Origin of the sequence: Legionella fallonii LLAP-10, assembly GCF_000953135.1 — a bacterium.
Classification (GTDB): Bacteria; Pseudomonadota; Gammaproteobacteria; order Legionellales; family Legionellaceae; genus Legionella; species Legionella fallonii.
This window is the reverse complement of sequence record NZ_LN614827.1, coordinates 2,221,432-2,238,557: the sequence shown is the minus strand read 5'-3', so window position 1 is coordinate 2,238,557 and position 17,126 is coordinate 2,221,432. Positions and strand designations below refer to the sequence as shown.

The following is a 17,126-nucleotide window of genomic DNA, read 5'->3' as shown; positions in this document are numbered from 1 at the left end:
TGTTTATTCATCTACGTAATCTGAAGGAGTTTGCGCGTTTGCTGCTTCATTACCAAGAGCTTTTTGATCAGCCGTTTGATCATCGATATAAAGTGAGCCGTTATCTTGTTCTGCACCGGCGATAAGGTAGTTTCTATGTTGTAAATAAGCATCTCGTATAAACGTATATTTATCTAGAGCCTCATTCATCAAGCGCTCTGAATCAAATAATTGCGTGCGTAGATCAACATAGCGTAGACCAGCAAGACCATAGGCGACAGCATCATTATTAATATAAACGTAGGGACTCCAAAGGGCGAATTGGAAAAGCCAGCCAGTACCATCACGAATAGTACTTGGACCTAGAAGAGGAATAACGAGGTAGGGTGATTTTTTATCTCCCCATTTGGCAAAAGTTAATCCGAGGTCGTTATAATGTGGTGGAAGGCTAAATTTACTTGCAACATCAAATAAACCACCAACCCCTAAAGATGAGTTAATGATAAAACGCCAAGTATCTTTGATTGCCCATTTTCCTTCAGCTTGGAGCAGATCATTGGCAACAGAAGGGACCATATCCAAGTTGTTAAAGGCATTATCAACTCCTTTACGGACTACTCCAGGAATTACACGAACGTATACTTTTGCTATTGGCTTTAGCACTATAGCATCAGCAGCCATATTGAATTTGTGTACCTTGCGATTAAAAGGCTCATATGGATCTGCGGGATTAGTCCCTTTGTGCGCACAGCCCGTTAACATTAAGGTTCCAACCATACTTGCAAACATTACATTTAAGCGCATTATTCTTCTAATTATTAGATACTTAATTACAACGATGTTACACCAGTTTATGACTCTTGCAAACCATAAATTTATAGACCAATTTACGGCTCTAAAGAGCTATTCAATACAGGGATCTCCTCTTGTGCTTGTAGTGCCACTTCTGTAACGGCTTGTAGAACAGGTGGTGCTCTAAAAAATGTAAGACTGGTATAAACTAAAGTACATAAACCAATAGCTGAAGCTCCTCCAGTAACGGCAACTGCATTAAAACAGCCAGCTGCTAATGCAGTGAAAAAAGCGCCTGGTCCAGCCCATAGACCCAATGCAAAGCCAATTCCAAATCCTATTAGAGCCGCAACGACTGTAACTAAGGCCGTTATAGCCACTGATAAGATAGCACTTTTAATTTCGTTGTGTTCGCCTCGTATGAGTTGATGACCGTGTTCTACAAATGCATTAATACTTGCCATTTTATCAGTGATAGCAGGGTCTTCTAGATGGTTGAGGAGGACGTGCGCCTCTTGTCCAAGAGACTCAATAAGATTAAAGGGCAAATCTTTAGCCTGTTCATGTAAATTATTCAACGCAGCATATAAACTTGAGTCTTCCACGCATCTATTTCGTGCTTTGATGATGGGGTTGACCACATTAAAAAAATTGCGCAAATCATCCTTATTAGGTAGTGTTTTTTTCCTGCTTTCTGCTTTGAGGACATCATAAAGCTCTTTAGCGCCATCTATTGTTTTTGTATTAGTTGTCACGGTTGCCTGAAATTTTATATCAGCCAATTGCTTACATATGTTATTAAGCGCATTGGGGAACGCTATATCACTTTTAGTGCCAACTAAAATTAATTTAGCGTGGGGATTGGTGTTTTGAAATTGACCTATATCTTTTTTGATTTCTTTTACTTGAAATTCACTCAATATTTCTGATAAATCAATACAATAAATACCATAATCAAACTTAGCAGAAAATATATTGCTTAATGCTGCAGATCGAGCAGATCCTGACATATCATATAACTCGATCTGGGTTGGTTCTTCATTTTCCCCAGAATGAATCATCATATGACTATGGTGGGCCTCTGTTGTTGGAATGTATTCTTGCTCGGATGGAGTAATGTATTCTGTAGTATGGAGCTTTTTTACTAATTCCGATTTGCCAATTTTATTGTGACCAAAAATATAAGCTTTAAGTTTTTTCATGGCAATCCCTATATTCGATTAGCAGCATTATATGGCGTTATGTTTATTTATAAAACATTTATTTTAGGTAGAGTGTTTAGTTGCCGCTTTAGAGGATCAAGATGGTAGTAAATAACTTTGTAACAACTCTATTAGACGTCTTTCCAGACTCTACTGCAGTGGGAAATTGCTTCGTCGTAGCGAGCTCGGAAAGGCGTCTATTGAGTGTTTGGATTGTTTTTTAGAATTTTAATAAAAAAGTTACGGGGCCATCATTGCATAAATGAACTTGCATATTCGCGCCGAAACGTCCGCTTTGAGTATTTGGATATATTTGTTGCGCCAAATTTAATAAATCAGTAAAAAGTTGTCTTCCAAGTTCTGGAGGAGCAGCATTGGAAAAACTGGGACGTAATCCTTTTTGGGTCTCTGCCATTAAAGTAAATTGAGGTACTAGTAATAAACCGCCATTGACGTCTTTCAGGCTTAAATTCATTTTTCCTTGGCCATCATCAAAAATTCGGTAGTTAAGGCATTTAGAGAGCATGCGATTCAAATGATCTAGTTCATCATCTGGTTCAAAACCGCAAAGAATCATTAACCCGTGATCTATTTGGCCAACTATTTGTTGTTCAATTTCTACTTTGGCTTCGGTGACCCGTTGGACAACTGTTAGCATGCATCAGGCCCTTGTTTAGAAATTTCTTTACTTGCATAAATAAACGCATCAATAATTCCGGACTCTCGATCTGAATGTCCAGCATCCCGAACTATTCTAAGATTGGATGCTGGTATTGCCTGATGCAGTTCCCAGGCGCCAGATAATGGCGTTACCATATCAAAACGTCCATGCACTATGTAAGTAGGAATATGTCTTATTTTATGAACATTCGCTATGACTTGGTTTTCTTCAATAAAATAGTGGTTATTAATGTAATGCGATTCAAGAGTTGCCAGTGCTAGCGCAAAATGAGGGTCACTAAATTGATCAACGACGTACAGATGTGGCTGTAAGCTACTGCAGCGGGCCTGCCACAATGCCCAACACTTTGCTGCACTCATACGTGCTAATTCATTAGAACCAAGTAAGCAATCAGCATAATATTGAGGAATGTTGTTACGCATATTGTCTGGCACTATACTGATAAATTCTTGCCAATAATCAGGGTACACTAGGCTTGCGCCTTGTTTATAAAACCAGTCAATATCTTGTTGTCTACCTAAAAGGATTTGATGCAACAGGAGTGTTTTTACTTGTTGAGGAAATTTTTGAGCGTAGAGCAAAGCCAGTAGAGAACCCCAGCCCCCTCCTGATAGCACAAACTCTTTCAGACCCAAGAAATCTCTGATGGCATCGATATCATCCAATAATAAAGAAGTGTTATTTTCTTTTATTTCTAAATGAGGACTAGAACGTCCACAGCCTCGTTGATCAAAAAGAATAATTCTGTATCGCTGTGGGTCAAAAAAACGTCTTTGATAAGGATCAGAGCTGGCGCCTGGGCCTTGGTGCAACACTATAACAGGTATTCCTTGAGGATTTCCTGTCTCTTCTATGTAAAGCACATGAGGTCCACCCACTTTTAATTCATGCTGTGCAAAGGGTTTAATTGCCGGATAGAGGGAGTGCATATTAGTCCTTTAGAGTATACTTGTAATAGTAGTCTAGCAAAGTAGCGATATTTTGCGCTCTGAATAGGTTGAAAGCAATACCAAGAGGACTTATCTTTAAAAAAGTTTATGTATCCTGGAGTCCTATGAAAAAGACTCTTTTTCACCCTTTGTCTTTAGTATCTAAATTGACGATAATAGGCACTTTAATTTTTTTGTTGGAACTCATTTATGACCAAGGCAGCACTTCTTAATGGATTGAACGAAAGACAACGTGACGCAGTGACTTCTCCATTAGGTAATACATTAGTATTAGCTGGAGCGGGGAGTGGTAAAACTCGAGTTTTAGTGAGTCGTATTGCTTGGTTGATTGAGGAGCATCACCTTTCTCCCCATGAAATTTTGGCCGTAACCTTTACTAATAAAGCCGCAGGTGAGATGAGGGCTCGATTAAGTGCTATACTCGCTACTCCGATAATAGGTTTATGGGTGGGAACTTTTCATGGATTATGCCATCGCCTATTACGTCGTCATTATAAAGAAGCTAATCTACCGGAACAGTTCCATATTCTAGATTCTGAAGATCAGGCCAGAGTCATTAAACGGGTTTTAGCCGCATTAAATTTAGATCCTGAACAATGGCCAGTAAAGCAAGCACAATCTTTTATTAATGGCCGTAAAGATGAAGGTTTACGTCCACAACACGTCAATGCGTTATCCTATGGCCCTACGAAAACCTTACTTGCAATTTATAAAGGCTATGAACAAGCTTGCCAGACAGCGGGAGTTATTGATTTTGCTGAATTATTGTTAAGAACCCATGAATTACTTCGCGATAATCCAGAAATTTTGGCTCATTATCGCCAGCGTTTCCAAGCGATATTGGTTGATGAGTTTCAGGATACTAATACCATTCAATATGCCTGGATACGTCTTCTTGCTGGAGACCATGCTGCTGTTATGGCTGTAGGTGATGATGATCAGTCTATCTACGGATGGCGTGGTGCTAAAGTAGAGAACATTCAACAGTTTGCACAGGATTTTAAAGATACTCAAATTATTAGATTGGAACAAAATTATCGCTCCACTAGCACCATACTGGAGGCAGCTAACCAGTTAATTACCAATAATAATTCACGCATGGGTAAGGATTTATGGACTGCAGGCAGTGCCGGGGAACGAATTGTAGTATACAGCGCCTTTAATGAATTGGACGAAGCACGATTTGTTACTGAACGAATTATGATGGAAATTAATCAGGGAGCTAGTGCTAATGAGATTGCAATTTTGTATCGCTCAAATGCCCAGTCTCGAGTCATAGAAGAAGCGTTATTACGTGCAGGAGTTGCTTATAGGATATATGGTGGGGTGCGTTTCTTTGATAGGGCGGAAGTAAAAGATACCTTAGCCTATTTAAGATTATTGGTGAATCCTAATGATGATACTGCTTTTGAACGTGTGGTGAATTTTCCAACACGCGGTATAGGTGAAAAAACACTAGATGATGTGCGTTATTATGCTAGGGCACAACAATGTTCATTGTGGGAGGCTGCTAAAACATTACTGCAATCAGGGGAGATAGCACAAAGGGCTGGTACTTCTTTAGCTAAGTTCATTGAGCTAATTGAAAAAATTCAGATTAGAACGGCAAATATGGAGTTGGATGAGCAAATTACTGAAATCCTTCAGATGAGTGGTTTATATGCTCACTTTAGCAAAATTAAAGGTGATAAGTCAGAGTCTCGATTAGATAACTTACAAGAATTAATTAATGCTGCGAAACAATATCGATATGAACAGGATGAGGAAGAGGAGCTTCCTGTAGTCCAAGCTTTCCTCGCTCATGCCTCTTTAGAGGCAGGAGAAATGCAAGCCGAGGAACATGAGCGCTCTGTTCACTTAATGACGTTACATGCGGCCAAGGGGCTTGAATTTCCTATAGTATTTTTGGTCGGTATGGAAGAGGGAGTGTTTCCTGGAAAGCAATCTATAGAGGAGCCTGGGCGTTTAGAGGAAGAACGACGTTTATGTTATGTTGGTATGACACGAGCCATGCGCAAATTAATTTTGTCTTATGCAGAAGTAAGGCGACAATATGGGCGTGAAGAATATCACAGACCATCTCGTTTCTTACGTGAGTTGCCGCAAAAATTATTGGATGAAGTACGAGTTAAGTCACATTTTCAGCGATCATCTCCATCAGCAACACGCTCAAGATCTTCAGTTCCTTCTGCCGCAGATGAGGCTGGAATACCTATGGGACAAAACGTGATTCATGCTAAATTTGGCCAAGGTATCGTTTTGGCGGTTGAAGGATCGGGGGCTCATACTCGAGTACAGGTTAAATTTAGTGAGCATGGGGTCAAATGGTTGGTCTTAGCCTACGCTAATTTAACTGTAGTTGAAGAGTCCTCTCATTTTTGAGACCGTTTATTGGTATCCTTTGTCCCCCAGAGCACAGCGAAGGATCTCCTTAGTTGTGGCACACTGCACTCTGGAAGACAAAGGATGCAGAGATAAATAGTAGTTACTCACTAGATTTATCCAGTTAAGGATATTGAATTTTTCTCAACTGAATGCTAGGGTGCGTTTGACAAAAGAAATTAACTATTAAAAAGGGGAATTGAGTGAAATATACAAGTTTATTGGCAGCAGGAGCATTGACAGCATCTTTGGTATCATCAGCAGCTATCGCCGCTGATGCCTCTACTCCTCCTATGTCTGCTGCTCAAAAGAAAGAAATTGAGAAAGTAATTCATGATTATTTGGTAAGTAATCCTGAAGTATTGTTAGAAGCGTCTCAAGCGTTGCAGCAAAAACAGCAACAAAATATGCAGCAACAAGCGCAATCTGCTATTCAGGAAAATGCTGCTCAATTGTTTCAAGGCAAACTGACTACAGCGGGCAATCCTAAAGGCGCTGTTACTGTAGTAGAGTTCTTTGATTATCAATGCATTCACTGTAAAAAAATGTCTCCAACCATTGAAAGCCTGCTTAAGAAGGATAAAAACTTACGAGTCATCTATAAAGAGTTCCCAATTTTTGGTAAGAGCTCTGAAGTGGCTTCAAGAGTTGCATTAGCTGCTGGCATGCAAGGTAAATATCAAGCCATGCATGATGCATTATTCAAAATTGAAAAGCGCATGGATAATAAAATAGTCATGGAAGCAGCTAAGTCTATAGGCTTGGATATGGCTAAATTAAAAGCGGATATGGACGGTAAAGAAGTCACTGCTATTTTAGATGCTAATAGAGAACTAGCTGAAAAATTACACTTGATGGGTACACCAGCATTTATCATTGCAGCTACACCTGACGGTCAATTAAAAGCAGGTAGCGAGCCTTCGTTTATTCCAGGTGCTGCGAGTGAAGAATCGTTACAAGAGTTAATTAAGAAAGCAGCTGGAAAGTAATAGTTTCAGCTGATGTAATAGCAAAATCGTAGGTTGGACTCCTGACCCATAGCGGTCAGGCCAAGGCGTTTTATTCTTGCTCTACGTCCCGTGTTTTGTTTGCGGGAGCCATCAATGCTTGAGAGCTCCGAAGCTCGTGGACAAACCGCGGGACGTAGAGGCGAGATTTGATATCACGGCTTTTGCACAAAGCTTAACTTGTTGGGCAAAGACCCAACCTACGCCGTCAGTACATCATAAATGTTAATTTTGAGATTCTCATGATAAAACCAACAACATTTCAGGATATTATTTTAACCTTACAGCAATATTGGTCAGCTCAAGGTTGTGTTATTTTGCAACCTCTTGATATGGAAGTTGGGGCTGGTACGTTCCATCCTGCGACTTTTTTGCGCGCAATAGGCCCAGAGCCTTGGTCTGCCGCTTATGTGCAACCTTCTAGAAGACCCACAGATGGGCGCTATGGTGAGAATCCTAATCGTGTGCAACATTATTACCAATTTCAAGTGGTTTTAAAGCCATCTCCTCTTGATATACAAGATAAATATTTAGATTCTCTACGTGCATTAGGAGTGGATCCTTTAGCCGATGATATTCGCTTTGTTGAAGATAACTGGGAGTCACCTACCTTAGGAGCCTGGGGATTAGGATGGGAAGTCTGGCAAAATGGGATGGAAGTATCTCAATTCACCTATTTCCAACAAGTTGGAGGACTGGTGTGTAAGCCAGTTACAGGGGAGTTAACTTATGGTCTGGAACGAATCGCTATGTTCGTTTTGGGTGTAGACAATTTATTTGATTTACCTTGGTGCAAAACTCCTAATGGAGTAGTTACTTATGGTGATGTTTTTCATCAAAATGAAGTAGAAATGTCTGCTTATAATTTTGAACATGCCAATGTTGAAGAATTATTCAAACAATTTGATTACTACGAAAGTGAAGCGCAAAAGTTAATTTCTTTGCAGTTGCCACTTCCTGCTTATGAGATGGTGATGAAAGCATCCCATTCATTTAATTTACTTGATGCCCGTAAAGCAATATCAGTAACAGAGAGGCAACGTTTTATTTTGCGAGTAAGACAATTATCGAGAGCAGTGGCTCAGGCTTATTATCAGGCGCGCGAAGCTTTGGGCTTCCCTATGCAAAAGGTGTGTGATGGTCAATGATTTTATTTTTGAATTAGGTTGTGAAGAATTACCTTCAGGCGCTGTTTGGCCATTAGCTAATGAGTTTGCTAATCAGCTAATTACTGCTTTAGATAAAGCGCAACTCAGTCATGGCGAAGTAAAACGATTTGCAACTCCTCGTCGTTTGGCTGTTATGATTTGTGATTTACAAACGGAACAAGAAAGCCAAACGGTAACTCGGCGTGGCCCTGCTGTGGCAGCTGCCTATGATGCTGAAGGACAACCAACCCCGGCTTTATTGGGCTTTGCTAAATCATGTGGAGTGGCTGTAGAGCAACTTATCAAGGTGGAAACTGATAAAGGCGATTGGATGGTCTATGAGACGCGTGACTCAGGAAAGGCCACTAAAGAGTTGTTACCCGTACTGATTAGTCAATGTTTGGCCTCTTTGCCAATAGCCAAACCCATGCGTTGGGGAGATGGGGATGATGAATTTGCTAGGCCTGTACATTGGGCTGTGATGCTTTATGGAAATGAGGTGATTCATCATGAGTTACTTGGCGTTAAAACTGGGCGGCAAAGCAGAGGACATAGATTCCATCATCCTCAGGAAATTACAATTAACTCTCCTCAAAGTTACGAAGCTCAATTACATGAGGGCTACGTTATTGCTGATTTTTCTGTAAGACGACAAACCATAAAAGGACAAGTACAGCAATTAGCGGTTCCTTATAACGCTACTGTGGTGATGCCCGAAGAATTGCTAGATGAAGTGACTTCTATTGTAGAATGGCCGCAAGCATTAATAGCTAATTTTGAAGCAGAGTTTCTTGACGTTCCTGCTGAAGCATTAATCGCTTCAATGCAGTCGCATCAAAAAACATTTGCCTTAAAGAATGCCCAAGGTGAGTTATTGCCTCATTTTATTACTGTTTCTAATATTATGAGTACTAATCCACAACAAGTGATTCAAGGTAATGAAAAAGTAATGAGAGCGCGTTTAAGTGATGCCGCATTTTTCTTTAAACAAGATAAAAAGCAACCGTTAAGTCAATATATGCCGGCAACAGCGCAAGTAGTATTCCAAGTGCGTCTTGGTAGCTTGCAGGATAAGGCTATACGCATAAAAGACTTGATGATGCACTTAAGCCAAGCGTTGAATTGCTCACAGCAATTGTCTGAACGAGCAGCATTATTGAGCAAATGTGATTTACTTACAGGTATGGTCGGGGAGTTTCCTGAGCTACAAGGCTTAATGGGGTACTATTACGCTCTGAATGATGGTGAAGACAAGGCTGTGGCTCATGCTCTAAATGAGCAATACATGCCACGTTATGCGGCAGATAATTTACCTGAATCCCCCTTAGGTATCGCTCTTTCTCTCGCAGATCGTATTGATACGTTAGTAGGAATTTTTGCTATAGGACAAAAACCTTCTGGAGTAAAAGATCCATTTAAATTGCGCAGACATGCTTTGGCTGTTGTTCGTTTATTGATTACAACTCCGGCGCCATTAAATTTGACAACGTTAATCGACGAAGCAGTAAAAAATTATGGGGATGCATTAACCACGGACAAATCATTAATTGTAGAATTAAAACCCTTCATTCTTGAGCGATTGCAATCATATTACCAAGGACAGGGGATTAGTGCTGATTTAATTCAAGCAGTACGTGCCCGTCAAGACGAATGGCTCTATGATTTAGATAAACGATTAAATGCCCTGAAAGTATTTGTTACTATGCCTGAAGCCGTTGCTCTGTCTGCGGCGTGTAAACGGGTGAATAATTTATTAAGTCACGCCAATATTACTACCACTATTAATGTGAATGAACAACTAATAGTGGAAGGGGCTGAACAAAGACTTTATGAGCATCTTAACCGAATTAGCAAAGCAGTGGAGCCTTTATATGTTGAGGCTGATTATGGTTCTTTGCTTAAAGAGCTTGCTAGCCTTAGAGAGCCAGTGGATGCTTTTTTTGATCAAGTCATGGTGATGGTTGATGATGAACAAGTGAAAATGAATCGATTAGCAATTCTTGCTCGTTTGCAACAATTATTACAAGGGGTGGCAGATATTTCTATGCTACAGCTGATATGACGCGTTTAATATTATTAGATAGAGATGGCATCATTAATCATGACTCTCTTCATTATATCAAAAGTGTTGATGAGTTTATTTTGATTCCAGGATCTGTGGATGCCATTGCCCGATTAACGCGGGCAGGGTATAAAATTGGCGTTGCAACAAATCAATCAGGAGTTTCTAGAGGACTTTATACAGAAGCAGCTCTTCAGGCCATACATGAGAAAATGCTGTCTTTGGTGCAAAAAGCGGGTGGTCAAATTGATGCTATTGAATATTGCATCCATCATCCCAAAGACAAGTGTTTGTGTAGGAAACCTCAGCCTGCTATGTTACATGCCTTAGCTAAGCGGTTTAATTGCTCTTTACAGCATGTTCCTTTTGTTGGAGATAGAGTGTCTGATGTTCAAACTGCGTTGGTGGCTGGGGCAGAACCTGTGATGGTATTGTCTTCAATGACGGAGCTTATTGGCTTAAAAGCATATCCTCAAGTCCCAATATTCCATTCTTTGGCTGAGTATGTTGATCAGCTCTTATCGCAGCAATCATGAGTCTTATCAATTCAGTTGGCTACGAACATGAAGCATTACACGCTCAAGCAGAGGCATTAGCCGAGCGGTTAGAGTATCAGTTGGATAAAGATGCGAACTCTTGTCTTTTTGTTACTGAAAAAGGGCTTGCTTTAAAAACGGCAAATTTTTCTCTTCTTTATGCAGATTTTACTAGCGCCTCGTGGAGTAAAAGAAAAGCAGAGGGAAAAAAACAAGGTTTGGTTCGTGCCTGTAAACCAGTTCAGGGTATGAAGATCATCGATACTACTGCTGGTTGGGGGAGAGACGCTGCTATTTTAGCAAGCTTGGGGGCGGAGGTCTTAATGCTCGAACGCCATCCAGTGATGGCTGCTTTGCTCGCAGATGCTCTAGCTCGTAGAGAGGTATCAGATCACCAGCAAATGCAATTGTCCTTAAAAGAAAGTGATGCATATTCTTATTTGGAGCATCTAGCTGCAGAGGAATATCCCGATGTTATTTATATCGATCCCATGCATCCCGAACGACATAAATCTGCTTTAGTGAAAAAAGACATGCAGATTTTACAGCAAATGATTGGGGCGGATGAAGATGCCTTTGAATTAATTAAATTAGCCGTGGTTCGAGTAAAACAACGAGTTGTGGTCAAGTGGCCTCAAAAAATCAAATCTTTATTGCCTGCCGCTTTTGCTGTAGAGGGTAAAACCGTTCGCTTTGATATCTATATACCCAAAACATAAGTTCTCAGGTTACCGGAGAAAGTTAGTATCCGTCTGTATCTAAACGTTTTATGGATGCCGACTTTCGTCGGCAATTCGGATGTAGCTAAATATTGGCAGTGAAGTATATTACGTTTGTTTAGAACGTTTTCTCAACCCACGATCAAATCCGACCGCTCGAGTAAACATTAGCTATTCCGGCTATACAGATTAAATTGATGAATAGACGCCCATCTTTGCAGGAATGACCTATACGAATATATGACGAATCAATACTTCAATACAAGGCTTCATAGTTTCCCTCAGCACAAAGAATTTTTAGATTGAATTAACCGAACTCCTCTAGTTCTTCCCTTAAGCGTTTTTCTTCAAATAAATCCTCTATTTTTCTTCTTCTTTCTAATTTTTTAGAAAGACTTGCTTCAGGCACTGTAGGTTCTTTGTCAGTAAACTCTTCAGGTTCATTATCAAATTCATCAAAATGACGAGTACTCATAGCCAGCTCCTTAGCGAAACCTATTAAATTCCATAACAGTACGTGCTGCTGATAATTGTTCTATAAGTTTTATATGGTATTTCTTGCTCGAGGTTTCCAGCAAATCATCACACTCTAACAAACAGAACGTTTTTATAATCTTCAGCACTATTTTTCATGTCGCACATAAAGCACGAAACGTTGACATTTTAGAGAAGTTTTAATGATGAAATGTCAACATAGCTTAGTGGATAAAGATTAAAAATGATTTTTCACGTCTAAAATAACAGAATTTGCAGATAAGGAGTAGTGGAATTTTTTAACCAACTAGATGGTTTTAACCAGTTAAAACAAAAATGGAACCGTAAGATTCGTTTTAAATCAGTTTTAAGTGTATAGAAATACATAACTAACACGATATAAGAAGTCGACTTTGGCCGTTTTCGAATTACCGGAGAAAGCCTGTACCCATATGATTTTGAAAGATTGATTGAGGATGAAGTTTATAAATCTGGCAGTAAAAGTACTGCCAGATTAGATGATAATAGAAGGGGAGAGTTTAAGTATGAGACGTTAATGAAGCCCCTGTGTCTAGTTCCTCATCTTCCTCTGCTTCTTCTGCGAGTCTTCTTTCTCTGTATTCATCTCTAAGCCTTTCCATTTCAGCCCTAGCTGTAGTGGTATCTAGTGTTCGTGGCTTGAATTCGTTAATATCTTTGAGTTCACTTTCAATTTTTTCTGACTTTTTGTGAATTTCTTGTAAGCGGCTTTCATGCCCTTTAAATAATTCATCAGCTCTCATTTCCTTACCATTGACCATAATCACTATATGGTCTGGTTCATCATCTTTATCGGGTTTCTTATTTGCTTGTCTAGGAAAACCGGCATTGATGGCTCCTTCATAGGCCTGTCTAGCCCTTTCCATGGCTACGCTGTCTGGGTCAATGTTAACATCAAAAGTAACGGTATCATATCCAGAGGCTCTAACTGCTTCAGCCATAAGGGTCATATCAGTTAAGTGGTTTTGCCTTGGATCCTGGTTATACAGAAACTCACTAGGAGAAATAGACCAGCTGAACTCTATTTCAAAAGTCCCAGGTTTCGATTGTTTTATTTCTTTTCCAGTTAAGCTTTTTATCATTGGTAACTGGTCAACAGTAACCCCCGACAGTGTCATGTGCTTCGGGTTAATGCCAATTGTTACTGTGGTTGGATCAGGTGGTAAATTAGCTCGGTTTTGTGCAGCGATTCGATTAATTTCATCACGCATCTCTTTATTATTTTTATGAAGATTAGCGATAAATATTAAGTGGTTATTTTGCGCTGCGGCTGCTTTATGAAGTGCGGTTACTGATTCTGTGGTTGATTTTTTAAATTCATCAAGTTGTGTTTTATGAGATTCTTCTAAGTCTTTCATCAGATTATCTTTTACAACCTTTAGATCTGCATCTCCGCTAAGACCTAAAGTTTGTGTTAATGCCTCTTTAAGATTCTCATCATCTTTGAATAATTCTTCCAACTGATCTTTTTCTTTTTTATGCTGGGCTTCTATTGCTGTTATGGCCTCGTCTTTGATCTCAGTCATTAGTCCTATAAGCGCTTCGGCTCTTATTTCCTTGGGTACTTTCTTCTTGAGATCTTGAAACACCGCTATTGAATCTTTATAATCTTGTTGTGCTTGTGTAAATTCAGGTGTTGGCTCTAATATTGCTTTCATAGAGCTTCTAACATAGGCAACATTCTCTTTATGGTCTGAATCTGGACCTAGATTGCTTGCGCCAAGTTTCTCAAGAATAGTCTTGCCGTCTGGACATTTTGTTTTTTCAAATTGATTAAGATCTCTAAAGCTTCCTTTATTAAACGCATCAAAGGCAGCATCACTAAAAGTGGCCTTGTCACCTAAGCCTAAGGCATTCCTATACTCAGCATTTAGTTTTAACTTCTCTTCAGGAGTAAACATCTTTAAACGACTGTTTGATTTTAGAAGCGGACCAATGAGGGGAATTCGTCCTAAGATAGGTTTGATAAAAGGGCTTGCCATAATATTGATCCTCTTAGAGTTTTTCTATGTTTAAAGTATACCATTTTTTCCTTAAGTGAAACTTAACTTTTGATCATAGAATTTTGTAGGAAAAATACTTTAAATAAAGGGTTATATTTATTAGTTTATCACGAATTTTTATCATTTGATGGTTAATGTGTAATTTATTTCATCACTTTGTGGTTTTAGCTAATATTTGTCAGATTTAGTGTGTGTCGCTATCAGGCTAAAAAGGAAGAGGTTATGTTTTCACAGCGATTAAGTGAGGCAAATCACTTAATCGCTGTGAAAACAAGGGCGAAGAGATGTTGTTAAAAATATTCTACCATGCAGGAATTGCGGCATCGCCAAAAAGCTGCTTTGCTTTTTCTTTTACTTCATCAGAGTTTAATGCCTTAACAAATAACTCCAATTGCGGCCTTTTTTGGCTATCACGTTTAATCACAATGATGTTTGCATAAGGCGAATTTTTATCTTCTAAGAACAGGGCATCTCGAGTAGGGCTTAAGCCGGCTGGTAAGGCGAAGGTAGTATTGATTACTGCCGCAGCAACATCAGGTAGTGCTCTTGGCAATTGAGCCGCATCCATTTCTTTAAACTGTAATTGTTTGGGATTAGATGCAATCTCTGGAATACCGCTGTTAGTCGTATTTTTCAGCGTAATTAAATGAGACTCTTCTAGTAGTAAAAAAGCTCGCATTTCATTAGATGGATCATTAGGTACGGCGATAATGCTTTTTTCTGGTATATCTTGAAGCGATTTATATTTTTTGGAATAAATACCCATAGGATAAACAAAAGTCCTTCCTACCGCTTGCAAGTCATAACCATGGGCTAGAATGGCTGCTTTTAAATAAGGTAAATGTTGATAAACATTGACATCTAAACTACCATCCTGCAGGGCTTCGTTGGGTAAATTATAGTCATTAAATTCAACTATTTTTATGTCTAGGCCGTATTTGTCTTTGGCTACTTTTTTTGCCGTTTCTATAAGTTCTGTTTCAGGTCCAGCGATAGTACCTACGACTAGAGTATTAGGTGAGGGCTTATTACAGGCCACTAGACTCAGTATTAACAGTAAATAACTTAAAATTCGCATTGTTCTTAGGCTCCAAAAAATTATTGATGTAGGGTGAGTGCGCATTAGCTGTAGCCGTTATTTCTTATACGCTCCAAAACGTTTTGCTAAATGGTCTCCTAGCATTTGTATTAGCTGTACCATAGCAATCAATACAATAACCGTTAATATCATGATCATTGCATCAAAACGCTGATAGCCATAATTAATGGCCAGGGTGCCTAATCCTCCGGCACCTACAGTACCAGCCATCGCGGAGTAGTTAACCAAGGTAATTGCAGTTACTGTAATCGCATGAATCAGGCCCGGTTTTGCTTCAGGAAGTAAGATATGAAGAATAATTTGCCGTGTACTAGCACCCATGGCATAGCCCGTTTCTATAAGACCATCGGATAAGCTTTGAAATACATTGTCAACTAGTCGAGCAAAGAAAGGAGTGGCTCCTATACTTAAAGGGACAATGGCTGCATTCATTCCTATAGACGTACCTACCAAAAGTCGGGTGAGGGGGATTATCGCTACTAGCAATATAATAAAAGGAATTGAGCGAAATATATTAATTAACGCAGAAATAGCTTTATGCAACTTAGGATTAGGCTTGATATGCTTGGACGAATAAAGCAAAATTCCCAAAGGTAATCCAAATAAAATAGCAAACAAAGTGCTAATCACGACCATATAAAGTGTTTCACCAGTTGCAGTGAGTAAATTATATACCATCTGGTAGGACATAGCCTAAAATCTCCACAGTTAATCCGGCTTGTTTACATCGTTCAAGAAACGCTTCGAGTAGTAATTGATGGGCAGTTAATTCAATAACGACAACACCACAGGTTACTCCATCGTAGCGATCTATGTTAGCCAGTAATATATTGATATCTACGTTTAAATCACGACTGGTTTGACTAATAAAAGGAACGGTCGCTTCTTCACCTTGGAAAAATAATCGCAGTAAAGGCTTCATGGTCACGTAGTCTGCTAGTCTGCTTGTTAGGCAGCTGGGTAGTTCAGGGCTTAGCTGCGCGTACAACATACCTCTAGCGAGGCTGTCAGGTTTGCTAAATACATTGGCTAAAGCAATGGTTTCAACGAGCACTCCATTTTCCATTACTGAAAGTCGCTTACAAATTTTCTTTACTACATCCATCTCGTGAGTAATAAGAACTATGGTGATTCCATACAAAGCGTTAATTTTTTTCAATAGTGCCAATATTGCTTCGGTTGTTTCTGGATCAAGAGCTGATGTTGCCTCATCACAAAGTAAAATTTTAGGGGAGCAACTTAAGGCACGTGCAATAGCAACCCTTTGTTTTTGCCCCCCACTGAGTTGAGATGGGTAAGCCTCTTTCTTGTCCGTTAATTCGACAAGTGGCAATAATTCATCAATTTTTTGTTTAATGGAGTCTTCATCTATGCCTTGAATTCTCATGGGCAGTGCAATATTGTCATAAACGCTTTTAGAGTTTAATAAATTAAAATGCTGAAAAATCATGGCAATTTTATGACGAGCCAAGGATAAATCTTTTCTTGATAGCTGTATTAGATCTTGGCCATCAACGATGACTTCACCTTCATCAGGACGTTCCAATAAATTGATACATCTCAATAAGGTAGATTTTCCCGCTCCACTTTTACCAATGATGCCGAAAATTTCACCTTCTTGTATGAATAAATTAACATTTTTTACTGCTGCCTTACCCGAAAAGGATTTGGTTAATCCATTTAGTTCTATCATTGTTATAACCTGAGGTTATGGCTGCGGAAGGCTAAGAGGGGGAGAAAATGAATGCCCGCTTTAGCCGTATTTTCAAAAAAATAATTTTTTGAGCGTCCGCAAGCTGAGTTTTCAAATCGACGCATTTACGCAGTATACACAAAATGTATTTGTAAACAAAGAGTATCTCTTTTTTTTTTCCGCATATAATATTATTTCCTTATATGACTCAATTTAGAGCAATGAGATTTTCCATATTGCTTCTTAGTCTATAGTTTTAAAATATGACTTTATAGAGACAAATGAGTAAGTTCTTAACAATGTGGCAGCTAGTTGAGTAAAGGCATTATGGTATGATATTATTCATAATGAACTTTTTT

Annotated in this window: 15 protein-coding genes; 6 read left to right on the top strand and 9 right to left on the bottom strand. The window is 39.2% G+C overall.

The window, feature by feature from the left end:
- Window positions 1-3: 3 nt before the first annotated feature.
- From LFA_RS08985 to pip, 4 genes are all read right to left on the bottom strand, one after another.
- Window positions 4-783 (bottom strand): MlaA family lipoprotein, encoded by a 780-nt coding sequence (locus tag LFA_RS08985; protein WP_045095900.1) that lies wholly within the window; start codon window positions 781-783, stop codon window positions 4-6.
- Between the two features lie 83 nt (window positions 784-866).
- The gene (locus LFA_RS08980) at window positions 867-1,973 is read right to left on the bottom strand and encodes a GTPase domain-containing protein (protein WP_045095899.1); all 1,107 of its coding nucleotides are present in this window, start codon (window positions 1,971-1,973) and stop codon (window positions 867-869) included.
- Between the two features lie 220 nt (window positions 1,974-2,193).
- Window positions 2,194-2,631 carry a D-aminoacyl-tRNA deacylase gene (gene dtd, locus LFA_RS08975; protein ID WP_045095898.1) on the bottom strand — a complete coding sequence of 146 codons (438 nt, stop codon included), beginning with the start codon at window positions 2,629-2,631 and terminating at the stop codon, window positions 2,194-2,196.
- Complete coding sequence (pip, locus tag LFA_RS08970) at window positions 2,625-3,584, bottom strand: prolyl aminopeptidase (protein ID WP_045095897.1); 960 nt, start codon at window positions 3,582-3,584, stop codon at window positions 2,625-2,627. The genes dtd and pip overlap by 7 nt, the downstream gene beginning before the upstream one ends.
- A gap of 210 nt (window positions 3,585-3,794) precedes the next feature.
- On the opposite strand from pip, the gene uvrD reads away from it, so the two are divergent.
- From uvrD to LFA_RS08940, 6 genes are all read left to right on the top strand, one after another.
- Complete coding sequence (uvrD, locus tag LFA_RS08965; RefSeq protein WP_045095896.1) at window positions 3,795-5,987, top strand: DNA helicase II; 2,193 nt, start codon at window positions 3,795-3,797, stop codon at window positions 5,985-5,987.
- Window positions 5,988-6,190: 203 nt separating this feature from the next.
- Window positions 6,191-6,976: a DsbA family protein gene (locus LFA_RS08960; protein ID WP_045095895.1), complete on the top strand. Its 786-nt coding sequence runs from the start codon at window positions 6,191-6,193 to the stop codon at window positions 6,974-6,976.
- Between the two features lie 260 nt (window positions 6,977-7,236).
- Complete coding sequence (gene glyQ / locus LFA_RS08955; RefSeq protein ID WP_045095894.1) at window positions 7,237-8,142, top strand: glycine--tRNA ligase subunit alpha; 906 nt, start codon at window positions 7,237-7,239, stop codon at window positions 8,140-8,142.
- Complete coding sequence (gene glyS / locus LFA_RS08950; RefSeq protein WP_045095893.1) at window positions 8,132-10,204, top strand: glycine--tRNA ligase subunit beta; 2,073 nt, start codon at window positions 8,132-8,134, stop codon at window positions 10,202-10,204. Before glyQ ends, glyS begins: the two co-directional genes overlap by 11 nt.
- Window positions 10,201-10,740 carry a D-glycero-beta-D-manno-heptose 1,7-bisphosphate 7-phosphatase gene (gene gmhB, locus LFA_RS08945; protein ID WP_045095892.1) on the top strand — a complete coding sequence of 180 codons (540 nt, stop codon included), beginning with the start codon at window positions 10,201-10,203 and terminating at the stop codon, window positions 10,738-10,740. The genes glyS and gmhB overlap by 4 nt, the downstream gene beginning before the upstream one ends.
- The gene (locus LFA_RS08940) at window positions 10,737-11,459 is read left to right on the top strand and encodes a class I SAM-dependent methyltransferase (protein WP_045095891.1); all 723 of its coding nucleotides are present in this window, start codon (window positions 10,737-10,739) and stop codon (window positions 11,457-11,459) included. Before gmhB ends, LFA_RS08940 begins: the two co-directional genes overlap by 4 nt.
- Window positions 11,460-11,766: 307 nt before the next feature.
- Here LFA_RS08940 and LFA_RS20055 read toward each other — a convergent pair whose 3' ends face one another.
- The 5 genes from LFA_RS20055 to LFA_RS08920 all read right to left on the bottom strand — a co-directional run bounded on the left by LFA_RS20055 (window position 11,767) and on the right by LFA_RS08920 (window position 16,767).
- Window positions 11,767-11,934: a PA3496 family putative envelope integrity protein gene (locus LFA_RS20055; protein WP_172653472.1), complete on the bottom strand. Its 168-nt coding sequence runs from the start codon at window positions 11,932-11,934 to the stop codon at window positions 11,767-11,769.
- A gap of 538 nt (window positions 11,935-12,472) precedes the next feature.
- Entirely contained in the window at window positions 12,473-13,954 is a 1,482-nt protein-coding gene (locus LFA_RS08935; RefSeq protein WP_045095890.1) for a hypothetical protein, read from the bottom strand.
- 322 nt (window positions 13,955-14,276) lie between these two features.
- Window positions 14,277-15,053, bottom strand: a complete 777-nt coding sequence (locus tag LFA_RS08930) for a MetQ/NlpA family ABC transporter substrate-binding protein (RefSeq protein ID WP_052673913.1) — start codon at window positions 15,051-15,053, stop codon at window positions 14,277-14,279.
- 57 nt (window positions 15,054-15,110) lie between these two features.
- The gene (locus tag LFA_RS08925; protein ID WP_045095888.1) at window positions 15,111-15,764 is read right to left on the bottom strand and encodes a methionine ABC transporter permease; all 654 of its coding nucleotides are present in this window, start codon (window positions 15,762-15,764) and stop codon (window positions 15,111-15,113) included.
- The gene (locus LFA_RS08920) at window positions 15,742-16,767 is read right to left on the bottom strand and encodes a methionine ABC transporter ATP-binding protein (protein WP_045095887.1); all 1,026 of its coding nucleotides are present in this window, start codon (window positions 16,765-16,767) and stop codon (window positions 15,742-15,744) included. Before LFA_RS08920 ends, LFA_RS08925 begins: the two co-directional genes overlap by 23 nt.
- Window positions 16,768-17,126: the final 359 nt, after the last annotated feature.

Excerpts from the sequence above, each read along its gene's own strand:
- LFA_RS08985 (WP_045095900.1), bottom strand. The coding sequence starts at position 783 with ATGCGCTTAAATGTAATGTTTGCAAGTATGGTTGGAACCTTAATGTTA.
- LFA_RS08980 (WP_045095899.1), bottom strand. The coding sequence starts at position 1,973 with ATGAAAAAACTTAAAGCTTATATTTTTGGTCACAATAAAATTGGCAAA.
- dtd (WP_045095898.1), bottom strand. The coding sequence starts at position 2,631 with ATGCTAACAGTTGTCCAACGGGTCACCGAAGCCAAAGTAGAAATTGAA.
- pip (WP_045095897.1), bottom strand. The coding sequence starts at position 3,584 with ATGCACTCCCTCTATCCGGCAATTAAACCCTTTGCACAGCATGAATTA.
- uvrD (WP_045095896.1), top strand. The coding sequence starts at position 3,795 with ATGACCAAGGCAGCACTTCTTAATGGATTGAACGAAAGACAACGTGAC.
- glyQ (WP_045095894.1), top strand. The coding sequence starts at position 7,237 with ATGATAAAACCAACAACATTTCAGGATATTATTTTAACCTTACAGCAA.
- glyS (WP_045095893.1), top strand. The coding sequence starts at position 8,132 with ATGGTCAATGATTTTATTTTTGAATTAGGTTGTGAAGAATTACCTTCA.
- gmhB (WP_045095892.1), top strand. The coding sequence starts at position 10,201 with ATGACGCGTTTAATATTATTAGATAGAGATGGCATCATTAATCATGAC.
- LFA_RS08940 (WP_045095891.1), top strand. The coding sequence starts at position 10,737 with ATGAGTCTTATCAATTCAGTTGGCTACGAACATGAAGCATTACACGCT.
- LFA_RS20055 (WP_172653472.1), bottom strand. The coding sequence starts at position 11,934 with ATGAGTACTCGTCATTTTGATGAATTTGATAATGAACCTGAAGAGTTT.
- LFA_RS08935 (WP_045095890.1), bottom strand. The coding sequence starts at position 13,954 with ATGGCAAGCCCTTTTATCAAACCTATCTTAGGACGAATTCCCCTCATT.
- LFA_RS08930 (WP_052673913.1), bottom strand. The coding sequence starts at position 15,053 with ATGCGAATTTTAAGTTATTTACTGTTAATACTGAGTCTAGTGGCCTGT.
- LFA_RS08925 (WP_045095888.1), bottom strand. The coding sequence starts at position 15,764 with ATGTCCTACCAGATGGTATATAATTTACTCACTGCAACTGGTGAAACA.
- LFA_RS08920 (WP_045095887.1), bottom strand. The coding sequence starts at position 16,767 with ATGATAGAACTAAATGGATTAACCAAATCCTTTTCGGGTAAGGCAGCA.